The sequence below is a fragment of the Candidatus Blochmannia vicinus genome (assembly GCF_023586525.1).
GTDB classification, from domain to species: domain Bacteria; phylum Pseudomonadota; class Gammaproteobacteria; order Enterobacterales; family Enterobacteriaceae; genus Blochmanniella; species Blochmanniella vicinus.
In genome coordinates, this window is sequence record NZ_CP097763.1 from 385040 (window position 1) to 411607 (window position 26568).

Genomic DNA, 26568 nt, shown 5'->3' on the forward strand with positions numbered 1-26568 from the left:
ATTTTGTTTAATTAAGGGTTATATACTATTATATGAAATATCTTATTATGGTTTTATATTTTGACATTAACCTTATTGTGTGTTCATACTTTAAAAGTATGTTAATTTAAAAATGCAACAATTACGTATTTATTGGTTTTCAAGTGATTATATCACTATTACAAAATTAATAGTTTTAGGTTAATATTTATGAAATATTATTTAATTTTATTATAAAGTTTATCAAATGATTATTTTCCAACGCAAAATGTGGAAAAAATTTTTTCTAATAAATCTTCAGAAGTAAAGTTGCCGAAAATTTTACTTAGTTCATTGTGCGCTAATCTAAGATCTTCAGCAAAAAGTTCATTGATAGTCATAACAGATAATAATTGATTTTGAGCAGATAAAAGATATTTAGAAGTTTTTTTAAGAGCATTTAAGTGGCGCCTACGGGCAATAAAGTTTCCTTGATTTTCAGTCAAGCTATAAGGATAATTTTTTTGTTGTTTAGATTTTATATGAGTATTTAAATGTTTTCGTAATAAATCTGTTCCATGATCAAACAAAGCCGATAGTGTGATACACGTATAATTATTTATTTTGCTAATTCCAATTTGTTCCTTAGTTAAATCAGATTTATTACGTATAATTGTAATGGGAATCTTTTTTTTATTTTTAACAGATAATGTTTTTTCTACACATTCTAATGTAATATTATATTTTTTATTTGAATCATCATTAGAATCAATTACCCATAAGATATGATCTGCATTATTTAATTCGTTCCATGTACGTTTTATTCCAATTCGTTCTATTTCATTAGAACTATTTTTTTGTAATCCAGCAGTATCGGTAACATGGTACGTTACTCCATCTAATTGGATAGATTCATGTAACGTATCTCGTGTCGTTCCAGATATTGTGCTGACAATGGCTCTATTAATGCCAATTAATATATTAAATAAACTAGATTTTCCTGCATTTGGGTTACCAGCAATTACAATTTTTATTCCTTCGCGCAATAAAATACCGTAACAGGTTGATTCGTATACTTGTTGCATATCATTTATAATATTTTTTAATTTTTTTTCAATATTATTATATGGTAATATATTAGTTGCTTCTTCTGAAAAATCAATAGATGCTTCTATGTGCGTACGTAAATTAGTAAGATTCTTTGAAATTATATGTATTTTACGAGAAAAGGCCCCCTGCAGGGTATTCGATGCCGATTTTGCAGCTTGATATGAAGAGGCATCAATAATGTCAGCGATCGCTTCTGCTTGTATGAGATCTATTTTATTATTTAAGAATGCTCGTTTGGTAAATTCCCCTGGATGTGCTATTCGAATATCAGAAGATGTTTTTAAAATACGTTCTAATAATAGATCTAAAATCATTTGACCACCGTGTCCATGGATTTCTAGTATATTTTCTCCTGTAAAAGAATGTGGTTCGGGAAAAAATAAGGCTATCACTTTTTCTAATATGAATCCGTCTGTATCCAAAAATGGCAAATACTCCGCTTTTCTAGGTTCGAGTATTTTTCCTAATAATTTGGGAATAATTTCAGGAACTGAAATTCCAGATATTCGTATAACTCCAATACCTCCATGCCCTGGAGGCGTAGAAATAGCTACTATTGTATCAATTATATAATTCATAAACTTTTCGTTATTTTGATAACATATATATTGAATAGAAAAATATATTTTTGTTAAAAATCATATTTTATTAATTTAAGCATCTTTTTGGTTGTGTAATCCTTTTTTTTCTAATCCTTGATAAATTATTTGTTGTTGAATGATAGTAATTACATTACTTACTATATAATATAACACCAAACCAGATGGAAACCATAAGAAAAATACAGTAAAAATTATTAACATGATAGTCATCATTTTTTTTTGCATCGCGTCGGTAATAGTGGTAGGTGACATCTTTTGTATAAAAAACATAGTAATTCCCATTATTACCGGCAATATATAATAAGGATCTTGGGCGGATAAGTCATGAATCCAGAAACAAAATTTAGCATGTCTTAATTCTACAGAGCCTGATAACATATAATATAAAGCTAAAAATATTGGCATTTGAATTAATAGAGGCAAACACCCTCCTAATGGGTTTACTTTTTCTTCTTTATATAATGCTATAGTTTTTTGATGATATTGATATTTATCATGTTTGTATTCTTCTTGTATTGCAAATAATTTAGGTTGTAGCAAACGTATTTTTGCCATAGAAGTATATTGTGCTTTAGTTAACGGATACATAGTTAAGCGTATAATTAATGTTATGATGATAATAGATATACCCCAATTTTCTATATAGTTATGAATTAAACTCAATAATTTAAATAATGGTTGAGAAATAAACCACAACCATCCATAATCAATCATTAAGTCTAAATTTGGAGCTATTGTTTTCATTTTTTCTTGAATTTTTGGCCCCATCCATAATATAGACTTTAATTCGCCTTGTCCTCCTACAGGAATGAACACCGCATCAGATCGAAAACCTATAGAAACACTATTGTTTTTATGATAAGTGGTATAAAAAATATTATTTCCTTGAGTGAGAGGGATCCAAGCAGTCGCAAAATATTTTTGAGACATTGCTATCCACCCATTAGAAGTATTAATTTTTAAATTCATATTTTTTATGTCTTTGAAGCTATATTTTTGATATTTTTGTTTGTCAGTAGAATATGCTGATCCTCGATAGGAATATAAAGGAAAGCTGTCTCCATTATTGTTATCATCATATGATTGAGGATAATGTATAGATTGCACTAAATTTCCAAACAATTTAATTGCTAATGGATGATCACTCATATTTTTTATGGTATAATATACGTGTATAGAATAGTCATTCCTATTAAAAATATAGTTTTTAGCGTAAGTGATGCCATTGCCAGCACGATGTGTTAAAGTTAGTTGTAGCTTATTTTTATTTTTTGGCAGAACAAATAGATTTTGATTAGGATCAGTGGTGTATAGCAGTTTTTTATCGTTAAATGGGGATTCTGGTTTATTTTTAATTATTATCCCGCTGTTCGCCTGATATATAAACTCTTGTGAAGTACTTAATAAGGGAAAAGGTTCTTTAGAATTTAAATTTTTTAAATAATTTGTTAAATATGCCTCTTCGATATCTCCTCCATAAGTGTTTATCTTCAGCAGAAGTACATCTGTTTTTACTGTAATTACATGACTTTTATTGTGTATGTATTGTATATTGTTATTACTTTCAGAATGAATAAGTGGATGTGTGCTCTTATGTATATCTGTTTTTTGAATTTTAATTCTTTGATGATATTCCGTTTGCCATGTTTGCCACAGTATAAACGACATAATTAAAAAAGCTATCACAAAGAAATTACGTTGCGAGTCCATGTTGATTATGCCCTGAATATGTGAATATGAAGAAGACATAAAATCTTCATTGTTATTTGAAACTAAGGGATGACATCGTAATATGCGAATACATGCCATCCAACTACCTTGTAGCACTCCAAATTTACGTATTGATTCGAGCCCGTATTGAGAACATGTTATTTGAAAACGACAATGATGACCTAGTATAGGACTGACACCGATTTGATATCCATGTATCAACCATATTATTATTTTTTCTATTAACACAAATGGTGATACCATAACTTTTCAAGCTCTTTTATTAATGTACTATTTTTAAAATGAATAATTTCTTTTGAGTTAATAGTTAGCACAAAGTCTTTAGATGATAAATTATGCTGATTTATACGAAAGGTTTCGCGCATGTATCTTTTAATTCTATTTCGTTTGTAAGCGTGTTTAATATATTTTTTGGATATAGCTAGTCCAATACGGGGATATCCTAATTGGTTGGATCTACTAAACAAGGTTATTCCGGTTATTTTAATACGTTCTGGGTTTTTAAATACAAAAACAAATTCATTTGCAGTCAACAATCGCGCCCGTTTAGGTAGAAATTTTCTATTCATTTAGTTACATTAACAGTTTTATGTAATATCTAAACAGACACAACCAATCGAACACGTCCCTTAGACCTACGTCTTGATAATACCCGACGACCTTGTCTCGTTGACATTCTTATCCGAAATCCGTGTGTTCTATTTCGTTTTAATATGGAAGGCTGAAAGGTGCGTTTCATATTTAAATTTTTGTATGTTTACTTAATAATAAAATATAATCTTTGATTATTTGTTTAGTTATTTTATGTGAAACCAATTTTTATGTTATAGGATACTATATAAAAAGTCAAAAACATTTGAAAATTTATCTTGTTGTTTTTATAGATTAATGGATTTTGTTAGAATAATGTTAATAGAAGATAATTAGTTATTTTAATGTATAACATATTTTTGAACATCACTATTAATGAATTTATATTTGTAATTGTATATACTATTGTACATTGTATAATGAGCTTAGGATTTCAGTTTTAATGATTATTGTGTAATTAACTAAAATGTTATCCAAAATAAATCTACTATGAATTTTACAATAAGCAGGACGTCTTTGTATCAGCCTTTGCAAAAGGTTGTAAGTATTATTAGCGGGCGACCTAGGATGCCCGTTTTAACTCATGTGTTATTAGAAATTAATGATGATTGTTTATATATCACCGCCACAGATTTGGAAATAGAAATAACAGTTAAAGTGATGTTAGGAGATAAATATCCTGTTGGATCTGTTACGGTACCAGGACGTAAGTTTTTTGAAATTTGTCGTAGTTTACCAGGATTGTCAAAAATTTCTATTATGTTAAAAGACAATAAATTAATTATTTGTTCTGGATGTAGCACATTTTCTTTATCTACTTTTCCTGCATCAGATTTTCCTAAATTAGAAGAATGGGATAATAGAACAAAGTTAATTATATTGCAATCCACTTTAAAAGAAATGATTGAATTAACTCAATTTTCTATGGGTCAGCAAGACGCGCGTTATTACCTAAATGGTATATTTTTTGAAACTAAAGAACATACTTTATGTATTGTAGCAACGGATGGACATCGTTTAGCAAGTTGTAAAACCATTGTAGATTCATTATTACCTTATCAGGCAATTATTATACCCCGTAAAGGAATTATTGAAATTTTACGTTTATTAAATATTGGAAAAAAATTGATAAATATTCAAACAAATAATAATAGTATTCGTATGCAGATGGATAATTATACTTTTACTTCTAAATTGATTGACGCTGTATTTCCAAATTGTCATGATATTTTTTTGAAACAACCGAAAAACATGTTAGAAGTATCACGTGATACCATGACACATGCTTTAAAGCGCGCAGCGATTCTTTCTAATGAAAAACTTCGTACCGTTCAGTTTATTTTAACCGCGAATCAATTAAAAATAACTACACATAATTTTGAATATGAGGCATCAGAAGAAATTTTAGATGTTTCATATTCAGGTGAAGATATTAAAATATCTTTTAATGTAGATTATTTGCTTGATGTACTTAATGTCATGGCAGGTGTACAAATTGTACGGTTTTTTTTTACAAATGAAATATCCAGCGTTCAAATTGAAAGTATAGAAAAATATTATGACGCAACTTATATTGTTATGCCAATTCGAGTATAAAACGATTTACATATTATAGGTTAACGTGTATTTTAATATTGGAATGTATGTTAGATTTTGAGTGTGTAGTTAACAATAAAATTATAACAAACAATCTGCATATATAATTATGTATTTGAAATTAAAAATTGCATAATGCAAATTTATGTTTATTCTTATGTAAATAGGGTGTTGGAGATATAAGAAATAGTTATTTATATATTAGATATGGCACAATTTGTAAAAAAGCAATAATTCGATGATGACTATCTTTGATATGTATATTTATAACTTACCAATTTATATTATATGTGCATTATAAAGGAATAAAGTCATGTTGAGTGCTTATGATTCTTCAAGTATTAAGGTATTAAAAGGATTAGATGCAGTACGAAAACGTCCTGGGATGTATATCGGAGATACTGATGATGGCACAGGATTGCACCACATGGTGTTTGAAGTAGTGGATAATGCCATTGATGAAGCTATTTCGGGTTATTGTCAAAAAATAGTTGTTACAATTCACCAAGATAATTCAGTGTCAGTTCAGGACGATGGGCGTGGTATTCCTACAGGTATACATGAAGAAGAAGGAGTATCTGCAGCTGAAGTGATTATGACTGTATTACATGCTGGAGGGAAGTTTGATAATAGTAATTACAAAGTATCAGGAGGATTGCATGGCGTTGGAGTGTCTGTAGTGAATGCGTTGTCAGAACGGTTAGAGTTAGTAATACAAAGAGATTTTAAAATCTATAAGCAAATATATCATGAAGGAAAACCACAATCACCTTTAGAAATTATAGGAAATAGCAAACAAAGTGGTACTACAGTACGGTTTTGGCCAAGTCTTAAAATATTTACAAATAAAACTGAATTTCAATATGAAATTTTAGCGAGACGTTTTCAAGAATTATCATTTTTGAATTCTGGTGTTTTAATTATTTTAAATGATTACCGTAACAATAAAAAAGAAAATTTCTGTTGTTCAGGTGGAATACAAGCTTTTGTACAATATTTGAGTATTAATAAAATACCAATTCATCCTAATATATTTTATTGCTTAGAAAATAAAGGAGAAATTAACATAGAAGCTGCATTACAATGGAATGATAACTTTCAAGAAAAAATATATTCTTTTACTAATAATATTCCGCAAAAGGATGGTGGAACTCACTTAGCAGGATTAAAAGCTGCCATTACAAGGGCGATGCATTTTTATATGGACAAAGAAGGATATAACAGAAAAGTTAAGGTTGTTACCATAGGAGATGATGCTAGAGAAGGATTGGTTGCTATATTATCTATTAAAATACCAGACCCAAAATTTTCTTCTCAAACTAAAGATAAATTAGTTTCATCAGAAGTAAAAACTGCCGTTGAGTCATTAATTTACGAAAAGTTGATTGAATTTTTTCTGGAGAATCCAGTAGATTCTAAGAATATAATAAACAAAGTTATAGGAGCAGCTCGTGCTCGAGAGGCAGCACGAAAAATTAGGGATTTGACACGTCGTAAAGGACTATCGGATTTTTCAACACTTCCAGGTAAATTAGCTGATTGTCAAGAAAAAAATCCAGTTTATTCTGAATTATATTTGGTAGAAGGAGATTCTGCTGGCGGTTCTGCAAAGCAAGGTAGAAATCGTAAAAACCAAGCAATTTTACCGCTTAAAGGAAAAATATTGAATGTAGAAAAAGCACGTTTTGATAAAATGTTGACTTCTCAAGAAGTAGTAACATTAATTACTGCACTTGGATGTGGCATTGGTCCAAATGAATATAATCCAGATAAATTACGATATCATAATATTATAGTTATGACTGACGCAGATGTTGATGGAGCTCATATTCGTACTTTGTTATTGACTTTTTTTTATCGTCAGATGCCAGAAATTATTGAAAGAGGACATATATTTATTGCACAACCTCCTTTATATAAAGTACAGCAAGGACATAAAGAAGAATACTTTAAGGACGAAGAAGCGATGAATAAATATCAAATATCAATGGCAGTAGTTAACGCTCGTTTTTATATTAATTCTGATACACCTCCTTTAATAGGAAAAATATTAGAGCAATTGATTTTTGAATATTATTTGATACGAAAAATAATTGTGCGTATGGAACGTCAATTTCCAAAGATATTACTTAATAGATTGATTTATCATACAGTTTTATCCGAAGAGCAATGGTACTATTATAAAAGTGTTGAAACATGGATGGAATCCTTAGTTAAATCGTTGCGTCATTTTGAAGAATATGGCAGCAGTTATGATTTTATTATTTTAAAAAATCATGAGCGTGAATATTTTGAGCCGATATTACGTATACGAACATATGGGGTAAATATAGATTACGTATTAAGTATGGATTTTATTAAAAGCCATGAGTACAGAAAACTAGTATCTTTTGGAATAAGAATGAATGAATTATGTCTTTCAGATGATTCATATATAGAATATAGGCTATACCGTAAAAAGGTTTGTTCTTTTGATCAAGCAGTAGAGTGGCTTATGCAAGAATCTAGAAAAGGGTTAATAGTGCAACGTTATAAAGGACTAGGTGAAATGAATCCAGGTCAGTTATGGGAAACAACTATGAATCCTAAAAATAGATGTATGTTGCGTGTCACAATAAAAGACGCAATAAAAGCTGATCATTTATTTACTACACTTATGGGCGATTTAGTTGAACCAAGACGTGCATTTATTGAAGAAAACGCATTAAAAGCAACAAATATAGATTATTAATGTATATCAGATAAATATCTGATGGTATACTGTTGATACGGTGCCATTTTTATCTTGTTTATTAACATAAGTTTTTATTATATAATAATAAGTTGATATTATAAGAATATATAGTTGCTATGATGTAGATGTTAGTATGATAGATATCGATCATTAAAATATTAATATCTTTATGTTTATAAAATTTATCAATCACTTTATTAGGAGTATTATAAATGCGAAATTTTGATTTTTCGCCATTATATGGGTCTGTTATTGGATTTGACAGATTGGTTAATTTTTTGGAAATTGGACAAAATAATGGAAATTATCCGCCTTATAATGTTGAATTGGTTAGTGAGCACAAATACTGTATTTCTATTGTAGTAGCTGGTTTTACAAATAGTGAATTAGATATCACAATGCATGATAATATGTTAGTAATAAAAGGAATACATGCTGATTCTCATCAAAATTCTAAAAATTATTTGTATCAAGGTATTACTGAGCATGATTTTGAAAGAAAATTTCAATTATCCGAACATATTCAAATAACAGGAGCAAATTTGGAATATGGAATTCTTTATATACATTTGGAAAGAATATTACCAGATACACTAAAACCAAGGCGTATAGAAATTAAATAGTAAAGTAATTAGATTTGTTGTTGTATCGTTGTATATGAAAAACCAAAATCGGGTTTGTGTCAATTAATGAATTAAACCCGATTTTGGTTTTATCTATTTTGATACTTGTTAATTACTTATGTATGTATTTTTTGGATTTAAATATTAAATTAGTTTTTTTAAACGTAGTTCAGTTTTCAAATAAGCATAAAAAATTGGAGCTGCTATTAAACCTTCTAGACCAAATATTGCTTCTAGAAAAAGCATTGAAAGTATCAATTCCCAAGGGTTAGCATTAATTCTGTTTCCAATAATTTCAGCATTAAGAAAATATTCTAATTTATGAATTAATATTAAATAAATAAACATTATTATCCCAATGCTCAATGAAATAGATAAAGCAGAAATAGTGATCATAATATTAGAAATAAGATTTCCTATAATTGGTAACATACCTAAAATAAAAGTGATAATAATTAAAGTTTTTCCTAATGGCAAAGATTTTTCAATTAATGGTAACAAAATAAAAATCATAACAGATGTTAATAATGTATTTACTAAAGAAATTTTAATTTGAGCAAAAACAATATTACGAAACGCTTGAGAAAGGTTGTATATACGTTCTGATAGTTGGATAGTAAAACATGTATTATTAGTATGATTTTGTGTAGATTTAGTACAAGACACCAGGGTACCGATTACTAATCCTATTAGTAAAGTGATAAATCCGTGTAGAAAAGTATGACCCATATTGCGGATAAGAATTAAGTTCGATTCAATCCAATTAAATATTTGATCTTTTAGTTCTTCAGTAGTATTTGGTAAGAAAGAGGGTAAGAAATCGGGGAGTCGTTTTTTTAAATCAGAAAAGATTCGATTAATTTCAGTAGAAATGCTAATATTATTAATATCTTCTGTAAAAAAATTAGTACAATTAATAATTACTATAGTTATCACAATAGCGATACTTACCGTGATCAGTATCACAGCAGCCCAACGAGCACGATTTGCTCCAACAAAACGTTCAAAGTAAGATGCAGAAGATACTATAATTTCATAAGTTAAAAATCCAGAAAAAAAACAAGGAAATAAACCTAATGGTATAATAATCATTATACCTGTAAATATTATTATATAAGAAATTATCATGATTGATGTGTCTTGTGAAATCATTTTTTATTTCCTAATAATATATATAGATATTAGAAATATATAGTTTCTTATCAAGATTTAGAGTAACCTAAAGATTTTGTAATTTTATGTATATGAATTTTAGATCGTCATATAGCATGTTTTTAAAGTTAATTGTAAAATTAACATTATTTTAAATAATTTAATTGATATTCTTTTAATAAAAATTAGGTGTGTACATAACAAAAGAAAAGTATATAAATCTTAATAAATATATAAAATGTAGATGTTGATATATTTTAGTTCTAAATATTTTTAGTGACATGATGACTAATTACTGTTAGTAAATATATATCATGTTTTTATTGCACGATTGTATCATAAACAATATTGAAATAATTGATATTATTATAAATATGAAATGTAGAAATTTTTTGAATAAATAAGATAAAAATGCACTGTAATAATAATTACAATACTTTTCAGGGATTGATACAAGCACTAGAAAATTATTGGGGATGTCGTGGTTGTATTATAGCTCAACCATTAGATATAGAAGTTGGAGCAGCAACTTCACATCCTATTACTTTTTTTAATGCGATTGGTCCAGAACCTGCTTCAGTTGCTTATGTTCAAGTATCTCGTCGTCCTATGGATAGTCGATATGGCCAGAATCCAAATAGGTTGCAGCAATATTATCAGTTTCAAGTGATTATGAAACCTTCTCCCAAAAATATGTTGCAATTATATTTAGATTCTTTAAAAACGCTCGGAATAAATTATATAAAAAATGATATTTGTTTTATTGAAGATAATTGGGAAAACCCCACGCTCGGGGCGTGGGGTTTAGGTTGGGAAATTTGGTTAAATGGCATGGAAGTAACACAATTCACTTATTTTCAGCAAATAGGTGGGTTAGAATGTAAACCTGTTACAGGAGAAATAACTTATGGACTAGAGCGGTTAGCCTTGTTCTTACAGGGTATAAATAATGTTTATGATTTAGTCTGGGGACATAGTGCACTAAGAGCAGTTACGTATGGAGATTTGTTCCATCAGAATGAATTAGAACAATCAGTTTATAATTGTGAACATACAGATATTGCATTTTTGTTTAGAATTTTTAGTCAATATGAACATGAAGTAGAAAATTTAATTAATATGGAACAACCACTAGTTATTCCAGCATATGAACGAATTTTAAAAGCGATACATATTTTTAATTTATTAGATGCTAGAAAATTGATTTCTATTACAGAAAGAAAAAATTATATTCTACGTATTCGTAAGTTAGCAAAAATAATAGCAGAAACTTATTACATGTTTCGTAAAAATTTAGGATTCCCTACGTGTATAAAGAAATCATAATGTAATACAAGGACAATATTTATTATGAAAAAGTATACCTTTTTAGTAGAGATTGGTACTGAACCGTTGCCATCGAAACTTTTAAAAAAATTAGGAAAAAACTTTTTTTATCAGATTATCAGCGGTTTAAAAAAGAATAATTTTATTTGCGATCAGGTTAATTGGTATGCATCTGCCTGTCGTTTAGCGGTTAAGGCTAGTATCAGAATAAAAAGAAATCATTATGATAGCACTATATTTACTAATCAAATAGATAGTGATGATATACGTAATAAATGCGTTAAAAATATATATAATCAAGAAAATTTTATAACAAGTAAAATGAATATTCAAGGCAGTAAACAAACTGATAACTATCAAGAAATATTAAAATGTGATGATAATGTAGCAGTGCATAAAAATTATGAACATTTATTCTGTGAAATAATTAGCACTGCTTTAGAAAAATTAAATAGTTATACAATGATGCGTTGGGGAAATATAGATATTCCATTTGTTAGACCCGTACGAACTATGACTATATTGTTAGATACATATTTAATTAAAGGTTGTTTTTTTGGTATACAAACAAACCGAATGTTGCGTGGCAACAGATTTATGCAAGATAATAAAATTGTTCTTGAGCATGCAGATGATTATCCAGATATTTTGACTAAAAATGGTTGGGTAATAGCGGATTATGTTGTGCGTAAAAATGTTATACGATCTGCGGTAGAGAAAGAAGCGGAAAAACTTGGAGGCGTTATAGATACTCAGGATAATAATTTGTTGGAAGAGGTTACTTCTCTAGTAGAATGGCCTGTAATTCTTTCTGGTAGATTTAATGATAAATTTTTAGAATTACCGCATGAAGTGATACTTCATATTATGAGATACGATCAAAGATATTTTTCGGTATATAATGTTATTAATGGCATGTTGTTACCATATTTTATTTTTGTAGCAAACACTATCTCAAATAATTGTGAGAAAATTATTATTGGTCATGAGAATGTAATAACTCCACGTTTGATGGATGCAGAGTTTTTCTTAAGAAATGATAATAAATGTCGTTTAGAAGATTATATTCCTAAATTAAATTCTGTTTTATTTCATAGAAAACTTGGTACTTTACGTGATAAAAGTTGGCGTATAGAAGAATTATCTGGTTGGATAGCTAATCAAATAGATGTAGATATCCAACAAACAAAACGCGCTGGGCATTTATGTAAATGTGATCTTATGAGTAACATGGTATTTGAGTTTCCTTCAACTCAGGGTACTATCGGAATGTATTATGCTCGCCGTGATGGAGAATCAGAAAAAATAGCAGTAGCGCAACAAGAACATTATCAACCGCGATTTTCTGAAGATAAATTGCCTACAACTTATGTGTCTTGTGCTGTATCTATTGCAGATAAAATAGATACTATATCGGGTATATTTGGAATTAAAGAATTTCCAAAAGGTAATAGAGATCCATTTGCTTTAAAAAGATCTGCTATTGGAATATTACGTATTCTTATAGATAAAAAATTACCGTTAAATTTGTTATCTTTAATAAAAAAATCAGTGGAATTATACGGTGAACAACTGATTAATGCGGAAGTTGTTAACGATATCTATAATTTTATGTGTAATCGTTTATTTTCGTGGTATTCTACAAGGGGTTATAGATCAGATATTGTAAGGGCAGTTTTAAACGTTGAATCTGCTAATATAGCAGAGGTTGATGCTCGAATAGAAGCGGTAACTAATTTTTGTAAATTGAAAAAAGAAGAGAATATTAAATTAAATTTGATTTATAAAAGAATATTGAACATTGTATCAAAAAAACAAATATCATACAATGATGATGTGAAATTTTATTTGTTTACAATGCCAGAAGAAATTAATCTAGCCATGCAGGTAATTTCAATAGAAAAGAAACTGCAGGAATTATGTACTCAGCATCGTTACTACGATGCGTTAGTTGTTATGATAAAAATATTTAGCGCAGTAAATATGTTTTTTGATAATGTTATGATTATGGACAAAAATGAGAATGTACAAATTAATCGATTAACTTTATTAAATAAAGCAAAAAAATTATTTTTAAAGGTAGCAGATGTTTCGTTACTACATCTTTAATCCTATGTTACATATGCTTGTTATTTGTGTCGTCTGTGAAAATAAGCTCAGGTTAAAAATTTTATATTCAAGCACTTAAACTTATTAATTAAATTTTTTAGTATAAGAGCAAATGCTTGAATATATTACAATTATCATATGTGTTAATGAATGAGCAGTATTTTATACTTGGTTAAATTGTGCAGATACTTCATCCCAGTTAACTACATTCCAAAAAGATTTAATATAATCTAATCGACGATTTTGATATTTTAAATAATAAGCATGTTCCCAAATATCTAATCCAAGAATTGGGTATCCATTTGTTCCAGAGATATCTGTTCCCATTAATGGGTTATCTTGATTAGCAGTAGATACTATAGATAAAGTATTGTATTGTTTTATTAACCATACCCAACCAGATCCAAAATGACTGATAGCAGTTTTTTCAAAACGATCTTTAAAAAAAGATATACTTGAAAAATTGTATTCTATTGCATCTTTTAATGATCCTTGAAGCGTAGTATTCTTTTTAAGAAATTTCCAAAAAAGGCTATGATTGATATGGCCTCCAGCATTATTACGTAATATAGTTTTTTTTTGATTAGGTAAATTATTCAATTTTTGTATTAATTCTATAATAGATAAATTAGAAAATTCAGGTAAATCGGCTAGTGCTGCGTTAGCATTATCAATGTACGCTTGATGATGCTTTGTATGATGAATCTTCATAGTTTGTTCATCAAAAAATGGTTCTAAAGCATGATATGGATAAGTTAAAGAAGGTAATGTAAAACTCATAATAAAATTCCTCCATGATGACGTGAATATTAGAATAATAATTTAAAAATCAACAATATTAAAATACATAACAAGTAATAATATTTATTTTAGATAATTTACTGATAAACATAACTTATACAACATTTTTATATTACTCAGCAATAGAAATATATAATATATTTTTAGATATATATATTATTGAAAGAGCGCGCTAATATAATTTTATTATTTTAAATGATGTTATTTATGTTTTTGTTTATACTTTAAATATTTGATTGATGATGTTGTTATTAATTCAGGTTATATTAATAATGTTTTAATTTTTTATTGTATTTATAATTGGTAAAAGTAAGAAATATTCTATATTATAGGATGGTGAGTGGTGTAGTTTAGTAGCGCTATACGTTCAGGACGTATAGGTCGGAGGTTCAAATTCTTCCTCACCGAGAGAGATAAACACTAACAAATTTTTATTTAACATTTTTGTATCTATAATAGAGTAATTGTAAATGATATTTTTTATTGAAATTATTCAATAAGTAACGATGTTTATCGTATTGGATATATAAAGTAAAAATACATCTGATTATAGTGCATAAGATTTATAAAATTGGAAAATATAGCTATAAATTAAGGTTTACTGTATGTATAATAATGAATCACTTCATTCTTTTGTATTTCCTCTATTTTCTTCTATTGATCCAAAATATATAAAGGAATCTATACAGCAGGTTTTGACTAATTGCTATAATACGGTAGATCAGGTTGTATCAAAAGAAAATATAACTTGGGATACGTTATATTATCCATTAATGATCGCAGAAAATGAATTGCAACGTACTTGGTCTCCGATAGTACATTTAAATTCTGTAAAACATAATTTGGAATTACGTAAAGTTTATGAAGAAAGTTTGTTACTTATATCTGAATATAAAAATTGGATCAATCAACATTATGGATTGTATCAATCTTATCAGTTATTACAGAATGGGGACTCTTATCAGCAATTAAGCATAGTACAAAAAAAAGTTATAAATAATGTTTTATGTAACTTTAGATTGTCGGGAGTTGATTTATCTCTGAAACAAAAAAAAAGATATATTTATATAACTTCTAGATTGTCACAGTTGAGTTTAAGTTATGCTAATAATGTATTTGACGCAACATTAGGTTGGAGTAAATTAATTACCGAAAAGAAGGAACTATCTGGCATACCAGAGGGTAGCTTAGAAAACGCTCGCTTAGAAGCACAAGCTTATGGGAAAAAGGGATGGTTATTTACGTTGCAATATCCTAGTTATTCTTCAGTTCTTTTATATTGCGATACCCAAGTACTTAGAGAAGAATTATATTGGGCTTTTAATACTCGTGCTTCTGATCAAGGACCTAATAAAGGAAGGTGGGATAATACTATAATAATGGATGAGATTTTGGCATTGCGCCACGAATTAGCACAAATGTTAGGATTTAATAATTATCTTGAAAAATCTTTAATGAAAAGAATGATACAAAATCCAGAACAAGCGTTTAATTTTCTTGCGAATTTATCTACTCAAATATGTCATAATGAATATAAAGAATTTTTAGAAATTCAAAATTTTGCTAAAACACAATATTCCTGTACATCTTTAAATCCGTGGGATCTTGCATATTATAGAGAGAAACGAAAACAATATCTTTTTTCTATTACTCCTGAAGAGTTACGTTACTATTTTCCTGAAAAAACAGTGCTTCATGGGATGTTTTTAGTAGTGAATCGTATTTATGGAATCTTTATTAAAGAACGTTATGATGTAGAAACATGGCATCCTGATGTACGATTTTTTGATATTTTTGATGATGAAAATAAATGGATGGGAGGATTTTATTTAGATCTCTATCTTAGAGAAGATAAACGTGAAGGTGCATGGATGGACGAATTAGTAAGCATGATGTATCGACAAGACGATATTAGTCAAAAACCTATTGCATATCTAACTTGTAATTTCGGTCGTTTAGACAATAAAACATCGTCATGTTTGTTGACACATAACGATGTAATTACTTTATTTCATGAGTTTGGGCATGTATTACATCATGTTATGACACGCATCGATGTTCCGGAAATATCTGGAATTAACGGGGTGCCTTGGGATACAGTAGAATTACCCAGTCAACTTATGGAAAAATTTTGTTGGGAACCTGATGTATTACGACTAATTTCTGCGCATTATCAAACAAAAGAACCATTGTCTGACTATATAATAAATAATTTATTAAAAACAAAAACATATCAATCATCGTCTTATCTTTTACGTCAAGTGATATACGGATTGTTTGATTTACGAATACACTATGAATATTTTTTAGGAAAACAGGGAAATGCATTGAAAGTATTTAACGAAGTAGTAAAACAAATATCGACACATCATTTTCCAAAAAATTGGGAACGGTTTCCTCACTCTTTTGTTCATATTTTTTCTGATGGTTATGGGGCAGGATATTATAGTTACTTATGGGCAGATATGTTAGCATCTAATGTTTGGTATCGTTTTAAAAAATCAGGTACTCTTAATCCAAAAATAGGAAAATTATTTCTTAATAAGATTATTGCATTAGGGGGAGTTATTGATTTAAGAAAATGTCTTATAGAATTCTGTGAACACGCAGTAACAGTAGAATCTATGTTACGATACTATGATCTTCCTATACCTGCTGATAATCATTTGTTGACGTAATTGTAATCTATTACTAATATAACACAGTTTTAACGTATTAATATATTGTAAATTAATCATAATAAATTGTTTGTGTAGATTATTTATTATTGTTAATATGTGAAAATTGTTGTTTTCAAGGTGATGTACACATCAGTTTTAAACTATTTATCATAAAGGTTATCGAGATCTAAAATTTATAGATGTATCATATTTGCTCTGGTTTTATAAGAAGTTTTTAATGATTATATTTTAAGTGATTAAGTTAAGATGTCACATAGTTGAATAAAACATATTAATTAAATCAAAAAATTTTTTTAATAGAACTACATCAGATTAAAGATTATTGTTAAAAATTTTATCATATCTATTTAGTTTATATTTGAATATATTTATGTAATAATTTTAATGTAATCCAATAGAAACTCCCACTTAATATGATAGAAACAGGCAAGGTTAAGGACCAAGTTATTAAAATATTTTTTATTGTTTTTCTTTGCACCCCCCAGCCACGCATTAGCATACTTCCTGTGATAGATGAAGATAATACATGAGTGGTAGAAACTGGCATACCAGCATAACTTGCTGTGCCTATGGATATAGCCGTAGTTAGCTGTGCTGATAGGCCTTGTGCGTAGGTCATTTCTTTTTTTCCTATTTTTTCACCAATAGTGATAGCAACTCGTTTCCAACCAATTATTGTACCTAAAGATAATGATAGTGCAACAGCTAAAATAATCCAAGTTGGGGCATATTCAATTGTATTCAGTAAATGTTCTTTTAAGTGATTAAGAAAATTTCTATTATTATGAGAGGTTTCTGGAAGCGCCACTATTTGATCTAAAATATCTACTATATAGATCAGTAACTGCCTCATTTGAGAACGTTGTTCTATATTTAGTTCTGCATAATTATCTAAATTTTCAAGCAGTAACGAAGCGTTATGAATAATAGTAAGGGTTAATGATAAATCATGGAAAATTTTTTTAACTTGTATTTCTGTGTCTGGAGAAGATAGATATTGATTAAAATATGTTATGTTATTGTTTTTTATAAAAGTTTGTGTAGTATCTGTGATGGAAGGCACAATAACTTTTAACTGATTCAATGCTATTGATATAGGTATGGATGTTATTTCTGATGGAACGATAGTTTTAAAATTGTTATAGTGTTGAGTATAATATTCATAAAAATTATTGACTGCATTTCTAGTACGAGAGATATCATGGCTGCTAGCATTCATATTAAGCATAAAGCTTGCCGGAGCCACTCCTATCAGTAGTAACATAATCAAACCAATTCCCTTTTGTCCATCATTTGCTCCGTGAGAAAAACTGACTCCAGCTGCAGATAAAATGAGTACAACACGAGTCCATAACGATGGCTGAGATCTTCCATATTCTTCTGTTTGTTGAGTTGGAGTAATATGAATATCTTTATGTTTTTTACCGTTATTCCAATATCGACACAGTATTAACATCATTATTCTAGCTAATGTTACACCTATTATTGGTGATATTATTAATGATAAAAAAATATTAATTAGTTGCGGGATATTTAATCCTTGCATCATTGGGCAATTTGTAATTATCGCATGAACTAACCCAATTCCGATTAATGTACCGATTAGAGTGTGAGAACTGGAAGTAGGTAATCTGAGGTACCACGTTCCGAGATTCCATAGTATCGCTGCAAATAGCATGGAAAAAATCATAGCTAGAATATGATTAGGATTAGTATTTGTAAAGAAATATGTAGGAAGTAAATGAATAATTGTATATGCAACACTTAAGCCGCTTAATATTACTCCTAAAAAGTTAAATATTCCTGACATCAATACTGCGCTATGAGAACGTAATGCACAAGTATAAATTACGGTAACTACAGAGTTAGCAGTATCATGGAAACCATTAATAGCTTCATAAATAAATACAAGAATTAATGCAAGGATCAACATAATTCTGATATGTATTTCTAAGTTGAAGAGAAAATGTGACATAAGAAAATACGCCATTATTAAAATGATAAAATTCGTATTATCTATGAGAATCTATGTAGAAAAAAAAATTATATTTTTTATAGTGATCACATATACATATGATATATTGTGTTGTTGTATGATCATTTTTTTATAAAAAAGTTTCATATCAGTTTCCTATTGCATGCGACATGATATTTATTGGCGTAATACATTGCAATGAATACATATAGTAGTATGTAATTACTCATTAAATATAAGCGAAATGAATGCCTTTAATATCATTTACGCACACTATTATAAAGATATCAGTTCTTGATAGTGTTATAGATACAGATAATAATTATATTGTTTACTAATTTTATGTCAAATAGGCTGTTTTTTATTAAAAAGTGCTACAATTTAGCACAGTTGATGCGTATTAATCAACCTATTGGATTTTTTCTATTGCTTTGGCCTACTTTATGGGGGTTATGGTTATCTAATAGAGGTATCCCCGACCATGTTATTTTGATAGTATTTGTTACTGGTGTATTATGTATGCGTTCTGCAGGTTGTATAATCAATGATTATGTCGATTGTGATATCGACAGTCGTGTTCGTCGTACTAAAATGCGCCCTTTATCGTCTGGTGCGATCACAAAAAAAGAAGCATCAACGGTTTTATTAATATTGCTTATTATTGCATTAGCATTGGTTTTAATATTTAATTTTGTTACTATAATTTTATCTTTAGTAGCGCTTATATTATCTGGAATATATCCTTATCTTAAGAGATATACTTATTTTCCCCAGCTAATGTTAGGAATATTATTTAGTTGGCCTATTCTAATGGCTTTTACTGCAATTAATTATCCTGTAAGTACTACTGCGTGGTTACTATTTATGATGAATATCATATGGACAATAGTATATGATACGCAATATGCTATGATAGATAGAGAAGATGATAAATATATTGGTGTAAAATCGTCTGCTGTATTATTTGGGAACATGGATAAATTTGTCATAGGAATATTTCAGTTTATTATTATATTTATATTGGGAATCATCGGATGGAAGGAACGATTTACTGTAGTATTTTATTTTTTTTCGCTATTTGGAGTCACTATCATATTTATATGGCAACAAATTTTAATTAATGAAAGAAAACGAACGCAATATTTTAAAGCTTTTTTAAGTAATAATTATATAGGCGCATTAATATTTATGGGGATTGCTTTAAATTTGTACTAATTTAAAGAAGTATTACGTTATTACTCTTGATAATATATGCTGTAAAAAATAAATTTTTTATCATATTATTTTGATCTTTAATTAACTTTTATAATTCAATCATATCTGTGATTGAATTATAAAAGTTAATTAAAGATCAATGTTTGTTGTTATTTACATTCGTATACATTTATGTAATATTTTTTATATTAATTATATGCAACAATTAGGATCTCAGATATGAATGCAATTGAATATTAATACATTTTGTACATAGTCCGTGTGCTTCAATAATGTTGTTAAACATAGTAAATCCTGTAATTTTAGCCATGTTTTGCAAAATTTCTTCAATACCTTTTGTTGTTTGTTCAGTAACTTGTTTGCAGCTATTACAAATAAAAAAAGCAAAATTGTGCGATAGTTCAAAAAAATAATGACATAGCATAAAACTGTTAGTAGATTCAATACGATGAATAAATCCTTGTTCTAACAAAAAATTTAAAGCTCGATAAATAGTAGAGGGTTTTGCATGAGGAAGCGCAGATTGTCGCAGCAAATGTAGTAAATTATAAGCACTGATAGCTCCGTTGTATTGAGATATTAATCGTAATACTGCTAATCGTTGCGGTGTTAAACGTACACATCGTTGTTCGCATAATTTTTTAATTTGAGTTAAGATTTTTTGGACATTAGTATTCATATTATTCCTTGGTTATTAATTATAGGACGCATGTCGCTATTATTACAGGAGGTACAAATCAAGATATATTTTCAAAATAAAATGGTGTTTTACAGTAATTATATAGCATATTAAATTAAGGTTTATATAATTAATTAAACTCTTATATAGTAATTATGTTATAACATTTAATAAATGAGTATTGAAAATAATTGAAGAATAATCATACATAAATAATGTAAATTTCATTATGTATAACAAAATGTTATATGTGTTTACCATTAGTAATTAATTACTAATGGTAAACAGTATTCGATAATTATGTTAGTGGAAATGCTAAAAAATGAATTAATATAAAAGCGTGTTTTTCGTAATTTTATTTACAATAGTTTAAACAACTGATGTATATATTATAATATCTTCATACATGATGTTATCATGATTTCAATTAATATAATTACTGTAGTCATTTTAAATAATATTTTGGTAAAAGTATGATTTTTGGTGTTTAAGTATTTAGAATATTTATTCTTGGGAAAGATAGCAAGTTTATACGGGAAGAAATATTAACACGATGCATATTGCTCATGATCAACAAGTAAATAATATAAAAATACCACCGTATTCGTTAGAAGCTGAACAATCAGTATTAGGTGGTTTGATGTTAGACAATACTCAATGGGAATATATATCAATACAAGTAGATTCTGATGATTTTTTTAATTATGCTCATCGAATTATTTTTAACGAAATGAAACGTTTGTTAGAAACAAATAAACCTATTGATTTAATAACGTTAGCAGAATCTTTAGAAATTCAAGGAAGATTGGAATCAGTAGGAGGGTTTGCATATTTAGCGGAATTATCAAAAAATGTTCCTAGCACTTCTAATGTAGCTGCATATGCTGATATAGTACGTGAGCGTTCAGTAATACGAGCAATGATTGACATAGCAAATAAAATTGCTGATGCTGGATATAATCCTCGAGGAAGAAGTAGTGATGAACTATTAGATTTAGCTGAGTCTCTTGTTTTCCAAATTTCGCGCAGTAAAAGTAATCATAATCTTAATCCTAAAGGAATAGACCATATTTTAGAAAAAACAGTTGCTCATATTGAGCAGGTATGTAATAAGCCAAAATATGGTGTCACAGGTATATCTAGTGGGTATAAAGATCTTGATAAAAAAACTGATGGTCTACAAAAATCTGATCTTATTATTATAGCCGCTCGCCCTTCTATGGGAAAGACAGCTTTTGCTATGAATTTATGCGAACATGCAGCAATGACTGAAACAAAGCCAGTATTGATTTTTAGTTTAGAAATGCCTGGTGATCAAATTATGATACGTATGTTAGCTTCATTATCTCGAGTTGATCAAGTACGTATTCGTACGGGACGACTTAATCATGAAGATCGAGAAAGAGTTATTAGTGCTATGAAGCTGCTTTTGGAGAAACGTAATATATATATTGATGATTCTTCATATCTAACACCTACTGAGGTGCGTGGGCGTGCTCGTAGATTATGTCGCGAACATGATGGTTTAAGTTTAATTATGATTGACTATTTACAATTAATGAGAGTTCCGTCTTTATCTAATAATCGAACATTAGAAATTTCTGAAATTTCTCGATCGTTAAAAGCTTTGGCTAAAGAATTAAAAGTACCAGTAATAGCAATATCTCAATTAAATAGAGGTTTAGAACAACGTATTGATAAACATCCTATCAATTCGGATCTGCGTGAATCTGGAGCGATTGAACAGGATGCTGATCTTATTTTATTTATCTATCGTGATGAAGTATATCATGAAAATAGTGATATGAAAGGTATTGCTGAAATTATTCTGGGGAAACAACGTAACGGGCCTATTGGTACCATACGGCTAATTTTTAATGGACAATGGTCTCGATTTGATAATTATATCGGTCCTGCTTGTTATTGATATACTATTAATTATTACAGTTGTATTATAGATATTATCTTAATAATAATTATGTGTGTAGAATACTATTTTCGTGTTTATTTCTATTAAAGACTAGGTATGATTTATATGTGTTATTTTTAAAAGTGCTCTTTATATTTCAGCAGAATAATAAAATTAAATAAATTATTGTTTCAGAATTTATTATTCTATGTATAAGTGTACATGTAGATTTTAATTGTTTATTAAATAAATTTAAAAATAATTTTTTCAAAATATTGTTTCTTTTATATAAATAAAACTAATATAATATTAGAATAGTATATTGGGCGCATGAGTATTTTATGAAAATATTAGTTAATAATATTAATTTTTATAGTTGAGTAGCTATATTAATTGATTATATCATCATATATTATACAATTTAACTACTTGATAAGATATTTGAGTATTTAAATAATGTTAAAATCACCATATGATTCTATCATATGGTGATTTTTGGGGGAATTGTGGCTAATAGAGGGATTAATAAAGTTATTTTGATTGGTTATCTTGGTCAAGATCCAGAAACTCGTTATATGTCAAATGGGAATATAGTGACTAATATTTCTGTGGCTACTACTGAATCGTGGAAAGATAAACAAACCAATGAATTTAAAGAAAAAACTGAGTGGCATCGTGTGGTGTTATTTGGAAAGTTAGCAGAAATTGCGTCAGAATATCTTCATAAAGGCTCTCAGGTATATGTCGAAGGATCATTAAAAACTAGAAAATGGCAAAATCAAAATGGACAAGATCGATATATTACTGAAATTATTGTTAATATTGGAGGAAGAATGCAAATGTTGGGTAATCGCCATGTAGCAGAGAGCAGCAGCGCATCGTTGGAAAATCAGGATTTAATAGATAACGGTAGTGCCGTGATGCCATCATCTAACGATGAGGTATCTACTAATGTTAACTTCGATGACGCAGATATTCCTTTTTAGAAAAATTTAAATATAAATTAAGATTTATTTTTTATCATCGTTTTATGTATGAGCTATGGTACATATATAGTTAATTTTTTTAATTGTCATTGAATTATATCTATAAATTTATAAACACAATATATACATATAAATCATGTTGTGTTTATTTTAGCATACTAATCATAATTCACATCTTTGTAATATCATTTAAATTGTAAAAATTAATATTATATATTATTAATTTTCGGTTAATTAATTTAGTTTACGTTAAGCGTTATTCAATATCATAAAGGGTATTAAAGCAATGCATATTCAAACAATAAAGCATGAAAATATATATTTATTAGAGTAAATGCACAAAATACGTCGTTGTTAATAAATAGCGTATAATTAAAAAATTAATTATATAATCATTACTTGTTTTGTAAATTATAAGTTTACTATGTCCAGGCAGAACATGAAATAAGTCTAAAAAGATAATCTAATATTTGTAGGTGTAATATTTATTTTTTGGATACAGTTGAGATTTAAAACATGGAGATTTTTTTTACGATTCTTATTCTTACTTTAGCTGTCTCCATTTCAGGGGTGATAACACGGATTTTGCCATTTCAAATACCATTGCCATTAATGCAAATTGTATTAGGAGCTTTATTGGCTTGGCCAAAATTTGGATTACATGTAGATTTTAATCCTGAGTTGTTTTTATTACTTTTTATTCCTCCATTATTATTTTCAGACGGTTGGAAAACTCCCATGCGTGAATTTTTACGGCATGGGGGAGAAATTGTTCTGTTGGCATTAATATTGGTTATTATTACTGTAGTTGGTATCGGATATTTAATTCATTGGATGATACCAGAGATGCCCCTGGTAGCAGCATTGGCATTGGCGGCAGTTTTATCTCCAACTGATGCAGTGGCACTTTCAGGTATTGTAGGAGAAGGACGTATTCCCAAAAAACTTATGGATATTCTTCAAGGAGAAGCTTTAATGAATGATGCATCAGGTTTAGTTTCCCTTAAATTTGCTATTTCGGTAGCTATGGGCACTATGGTTTTTAGTGTAAGCGGAGCTTCTATAGAATTCATCAAAGTATCTATGGGTGGTTTGTTAGCAGGTATAATTATTACTTGGGGATACAGCAAATCATTAAGATTTATCACTCGTTGGAGCGGTGGCGATCCTGCTACTCAAACAATATTTCTTTTATTGTTACCTTTTGCTGTATATTTGGTTGCTGAGCATATTGGAGTATCTGGAATATTATCGTCAGTTGCTTCGGGAATGACTATTGGTCAATCTGGAATTATTCGAAATGCACCGTTAGCTATGCGTTTACGAGGAAATAGTGTTTGGACAATGTTAGAGTTTGTATTTAATGGTATGGTGTTCATTATGCTTGGATTGCAATTGCCAGATATTTTATCAACTTCTATTTCACAAGCAGCAATGGATCCGACTATTAAAACATGGATGTTATTTGTCTACGTAATTTTTATTTATGCTGCATTAATGATAGTTAGATTTGGGTGGCTATGGCTAATGAAACATATAAGTTTATATTGTATGATTAAGCACCCAATGGTATTTAGTGAATATAGCATACGAGAAATTTTAATTGCTTCTTTTGCCGGAGTACGCGGTGCTATTACGTTGGCAGGAGTACTTTCAATACCACTGTTCTTAAAAGATGGCGCAATTTTTCCACTTCGTTATCAATTGGTTTTTATTGCTACTGGCGTTATTTTGTTTTCTTTGTTATGTGGTGTAATTGTCTTGCCGTGGTTATTACGGGGAATTGTAGTATCTGATAAATTATTACAACGAAAAGAAGAGCGTATGGCACGGGCGATAGCAGCAGAAGTGGCTATCGAAAGTTTATATAAATTGGAAGAGCGGTTAATACATAGTCAAGAAGAAAATATTGATAGCCAAATGATTAATGAGGTAAGCGCGCGTGTTATAGGTAATTTACGTCGTCGTATAGATGGAAACAATGATGCACATGTTATGTTAACTGAAGACTTAGAAAGGCGAATGAGACTAAATGCATTACGCGCTGAACGAGGGGAATATTATCATTTACGTGCACAACAAAAAATTAGCAACGAAACATTAACGAAATTATTACGTGATTTAGATTTCTTAGAAGCTTTATTAGCGGAACATGAATAATATTGTGTTATTATAAATTTTTATAGATTTTAAATATCAATCTATTTTTATAGAGTTTAACGTATAAGTTTTGCATAAAAACTACATATAATTGATATTGAAAAATTGTTAAAGTATCTAGAAAGTATAAGAATTTATAATAATTTTGGTTTGTAATACCAATACCTATTTCAAAAGAGGTGTTATGTGTTTAGTTTATACTTATATATTATGAATTTTTATATCATAAATATGAAAATATACTATTGTGCTAGTGTACGGTGTAGTTTTTAATGCAAATAAGCCTGATCTTAATAAGATTTAATTATGTAGCTGTTGACTTAAGCAATAGATAATATTATCCTCTATAAGGTGATTTATAATCGTTTATTATTTCTTATGTTTTATGAAATTATAAAGTTTTAATACACAATTTTAGATGTCAAGTTTATATGATTGCTCAATGCACATAAAAATATGTTGCGTTGAGTTTTATTTTTTCATGGGAATCTATTCGCATAGATAGTTTATGCATGTGTGTTATTTTGAATAAAGAGATGAAGCAATTTTATTATGCAAAGTAATTTATGAGTTTTATTGAGAAAAAGTTTTAGTGTATATTTATGGTTTTGGAAAGTATTTTTTAAAAAA

The 26568-nt window shown here is 28.6% G+C and carries 18 protein-coding genes and 1 tRNA gene; 11 read left to right on the forward strand and 8 right to left on the reverse strand.

Annotated features, from left to right (window positions below; all coding sequences use genetic code 11):
- Positions 1-230: 230 nt before the first annotated feature.
- The 4 genes from mnmE to rpmH all read right to left on the reverse strand — a co-directional run bounded on the left by mnmE (position 231) and on the right by rpmH (position 4140).
- Entirely contained in the window at positions 231-1646 is a 1416-nt protein-coding gene (mnmE, locus tag M9408_RS01615) for a tRNA uridine-5-carboxymethylaminomethyl(34) synthesis GTPase MnmE (RefSeq protein ID WP_250257453.1), read from the reverse strand.
- A gap of 75 nt (positions 1647-1721) precedes the next feature.
- Positions 1722-3644: a membrane protein insertase YidC gene (gene yidC / locus M9408_RS01620; protein WP_250257455.1), complete on the reverse strand. Its 1923-nt coding sequence runs from the start codon at positions 3642-3644 to the stop codon at positions 1722-1724.
- Complete coding sequence (rnpA, locus tag M9408_RS01625) at positions 3623-3970, reverse strand: ribonuclease P protein component (RefSeq protein WP_250257456.1); 348 nt, start codon at positions 3968-3970, stop codon at positions 3623-3625. The genes yidC and rnpA overlap by 22 nt, the downstream gene beginning before the upstream one ends.
- Positions 3971-3999: 29 nt before the next feature.
- Positions 4000-4140 (reverse strand): 50S ribosomal protein L34, encoded by a 141-nt coding sequence (rpmH, locus tag M9408_RS01630; RefSeq protein WP_250232548.1) that lies wholly within the window; start codon positions 4138-4140, stop codon positions 4000-4002.
- A 341-nt stretch (positions 4141-4481) separates the two neighbouring features.
- Here rpmH and dnaN point away from each other — a divergent pair, with 341 nt between their 5' ends.
- The 3 genes from dnaN to M9408_RS01645 all read left to right on the forward strand — a co-directional run bounded on the left by dnaN (position 4482) and on the right by M9408_RS01645 (position 8945).
- Positions 4482-5588, forward strand: coding sequence for a DNA polymerase III subunit beta (gene dnaN / locus M9408_RS01635; protein ID WP_250256956.1), 1107 nt, complete (start codon positions 4482-4484; stop codon positions 5586-5588).
- A gap of 313 nt (positions 5589-5901) precedes the next feature.
- Positions 5902-8319, forward strand: coding sequence for a DNA topoisomerase (ATP-hydrolyzing) subunit B (gene gyrB / locus M9408_RS01640; protein ID WP_250256958.1), 2418 nt, complete (start codon positions 5902-5904; stop codon positions 8317-8319).
- 215 nt (positions 8320-8534) lie between these two features.
- The gene (locus tag M9408_RS01645; RefSeq protein WP_250236204.1) at positions 8535-8945 is read left to right on the forward strand and encodes an Hsp20 family protein; all 411 of its coding nucleotides are present in this window, start codon (positions 8535-8537) and stop codon (positions 8943-8945) included.
- A 144-nt stretch (positions 8946-9089) separates the two neighbouring features.
- Here M9408_RS01645 and M9408_RS01650 read toward each other — a convergent pair whose 3' ends face one another.
- Complete coding sequence (locus M9408_RS01650; protein ID WP_250248556.1) at positions 9090-10097, reverse strand: AI-2E family transporter; 1008 nt, start codon at positions 10095-10097, stop codon at positions 9090-9092.
- A 411-nt stretch (positions 10098-10508) separates the two neighbouring features.
- On the opposite strand from M9408_RS01650, the gene glyQ reads away from it, so the two are divergent.
- Complete coding sequence (gene glyQ, locus M9408_RS01655; RefSeq protein ID WP_250256959.1) at positions 10509-11423, forward strand: glycine--tRNA ligase subunit alpha; 915 nt, start codon at positions 10509-10511, stop codon at positions 11421-11423.
- 24 nt (positions 11424-11447) lie between these two features.
- Positions 11448-13532, forward strand: coding sequence for a glycine--tRNA ligase subunit beta (gene glyS, locus M9408_RS01660; RefSeq protein WP_250256960.1), 2085 nt, complete (start codon positions 11448-11450; stop codon positions 13530-13532).
- A gap of 162 nt (positions 13533-13694) precedes the next feature.
- Here the strand turns inward: glyS and M9408_RS01665 are convergent, their stop codons facing one another.
- Entirely contained in the window at positions 13695-14312 is a 618-nt protein-coding gene (locus M9408_RS01665) for a Fe-Mn family superoxide dismutase (RefSeq protein WP_250236217.1), read from the reverse strand.
- A 355-nt stretch (positions 14313-14667) separates the two neighbouring features.
- Here M9408_RS01665 and M9408_RS01670 point away from each other — a divergent pair.
- Positions 14668-14741 (forward strand) — tRNA-Leu (locus M9408_RS01670).
- 197 nt (positions 14742-14938) lie between these two features.
- On the forward strand, positions 14939-17011 hold the full coding sequence (locus M9408_RS01675; protein WP_250256961.1) for a M3 family metallopeptidase: 2073 nt from the start codon (positions 14939-14941) through the stop codon (positions 17009-17011).
- A 355-nt stretch (positions 17012-17366) separates the two neighbouring features.
- Here the strand turns inward: M9408_RS01675 and M9408_RS01680 are convergent, their stop codons facing one another.
- Positions 17367-18989: an inorganic phosphate transporter gene (locus M9408_RS01680; protein ID WP_250256962.1), complete on the reverse strand. Its 1623-nt coding sequence runs from the start codon at positions 18987-18989 to the stop codon at positions 17367-17369.
- A 342-nt stretch (positions 18990-19331) separates the two neighbouring features.
- On the opposite strand from M9408_RS01680, the gene ubiA reads away from it, so the two are divergent.
- Positions 19332-20204: a 4-hydroxybenzoate octaprenyltransferase gene (gene ubiA / locus M9408_RS01685; protein ID WP_250256963.1), complete on the forward strand. Its 873-nt coding sequence runs from the start codon at positions 19332-19334 to the stop codon at positions 20202-20204.
- A 205-nt stretch (positions 20205-20409) separates the two neighbouring features.
- Here ubiA and zur read toward each other — a convergent pair whose 3' ends face one another.
- Positions 20410-20883 (reverse strand): zinc uptake transcriptional repressor Zur, encoded by a 474-nt coding sequence (zur, locus tag M9408_RS01690; protein ID WP_250256964.1) that lies wholly within the window; start codon positions 20881-20883, stop codon positions 20410-20412.
- 553 nt (positions 20884-21436) lie between these two features.
- Here zur and dnaB point away from each other — a divergent pair.
- The 3 genes from dnaB to M9408_RS01705 all read left to right on the forward strand — a co-directional run bounded on the left by dnaB (position 21437) and on the right by M9408_RS01705 (position 25938).
- A complete protein-coding gene (dnaB, locus tag M9408_RS01695) occupies positions 21437-22810 on the forward strand; it encodes a replicative DNA helicase (RefSeq protein WP_250256965.1) in 1374 nt (457 codons plus the stop codon).
- Positions 22811-23298: 488 nt separating this feature from the next.
- Positions 23299-23778, forward strand: a complete 480-nt coding sequence (gene ssb, locus M9408_RS01700) for a single-stranded DNA-binding protein (RefSeq protein WP_250257469.1) — start codon at positions 23299-23301, stop codon at positions 23776-23778.
- 516 nt (positions 23779-24294) lie between these two features.
- Positions 24295-25938, forward strand: coding sequence for a Na+/H+ antiporter (locus tag M9408_RS01705; RefSeq protein ID WP_250256966.1), 1644 nt, complete (start codon positions 24295-24297; stop codon positions 25936-25938).
- Positions 25939-26568: the final 630 nt, after the last annotated feature.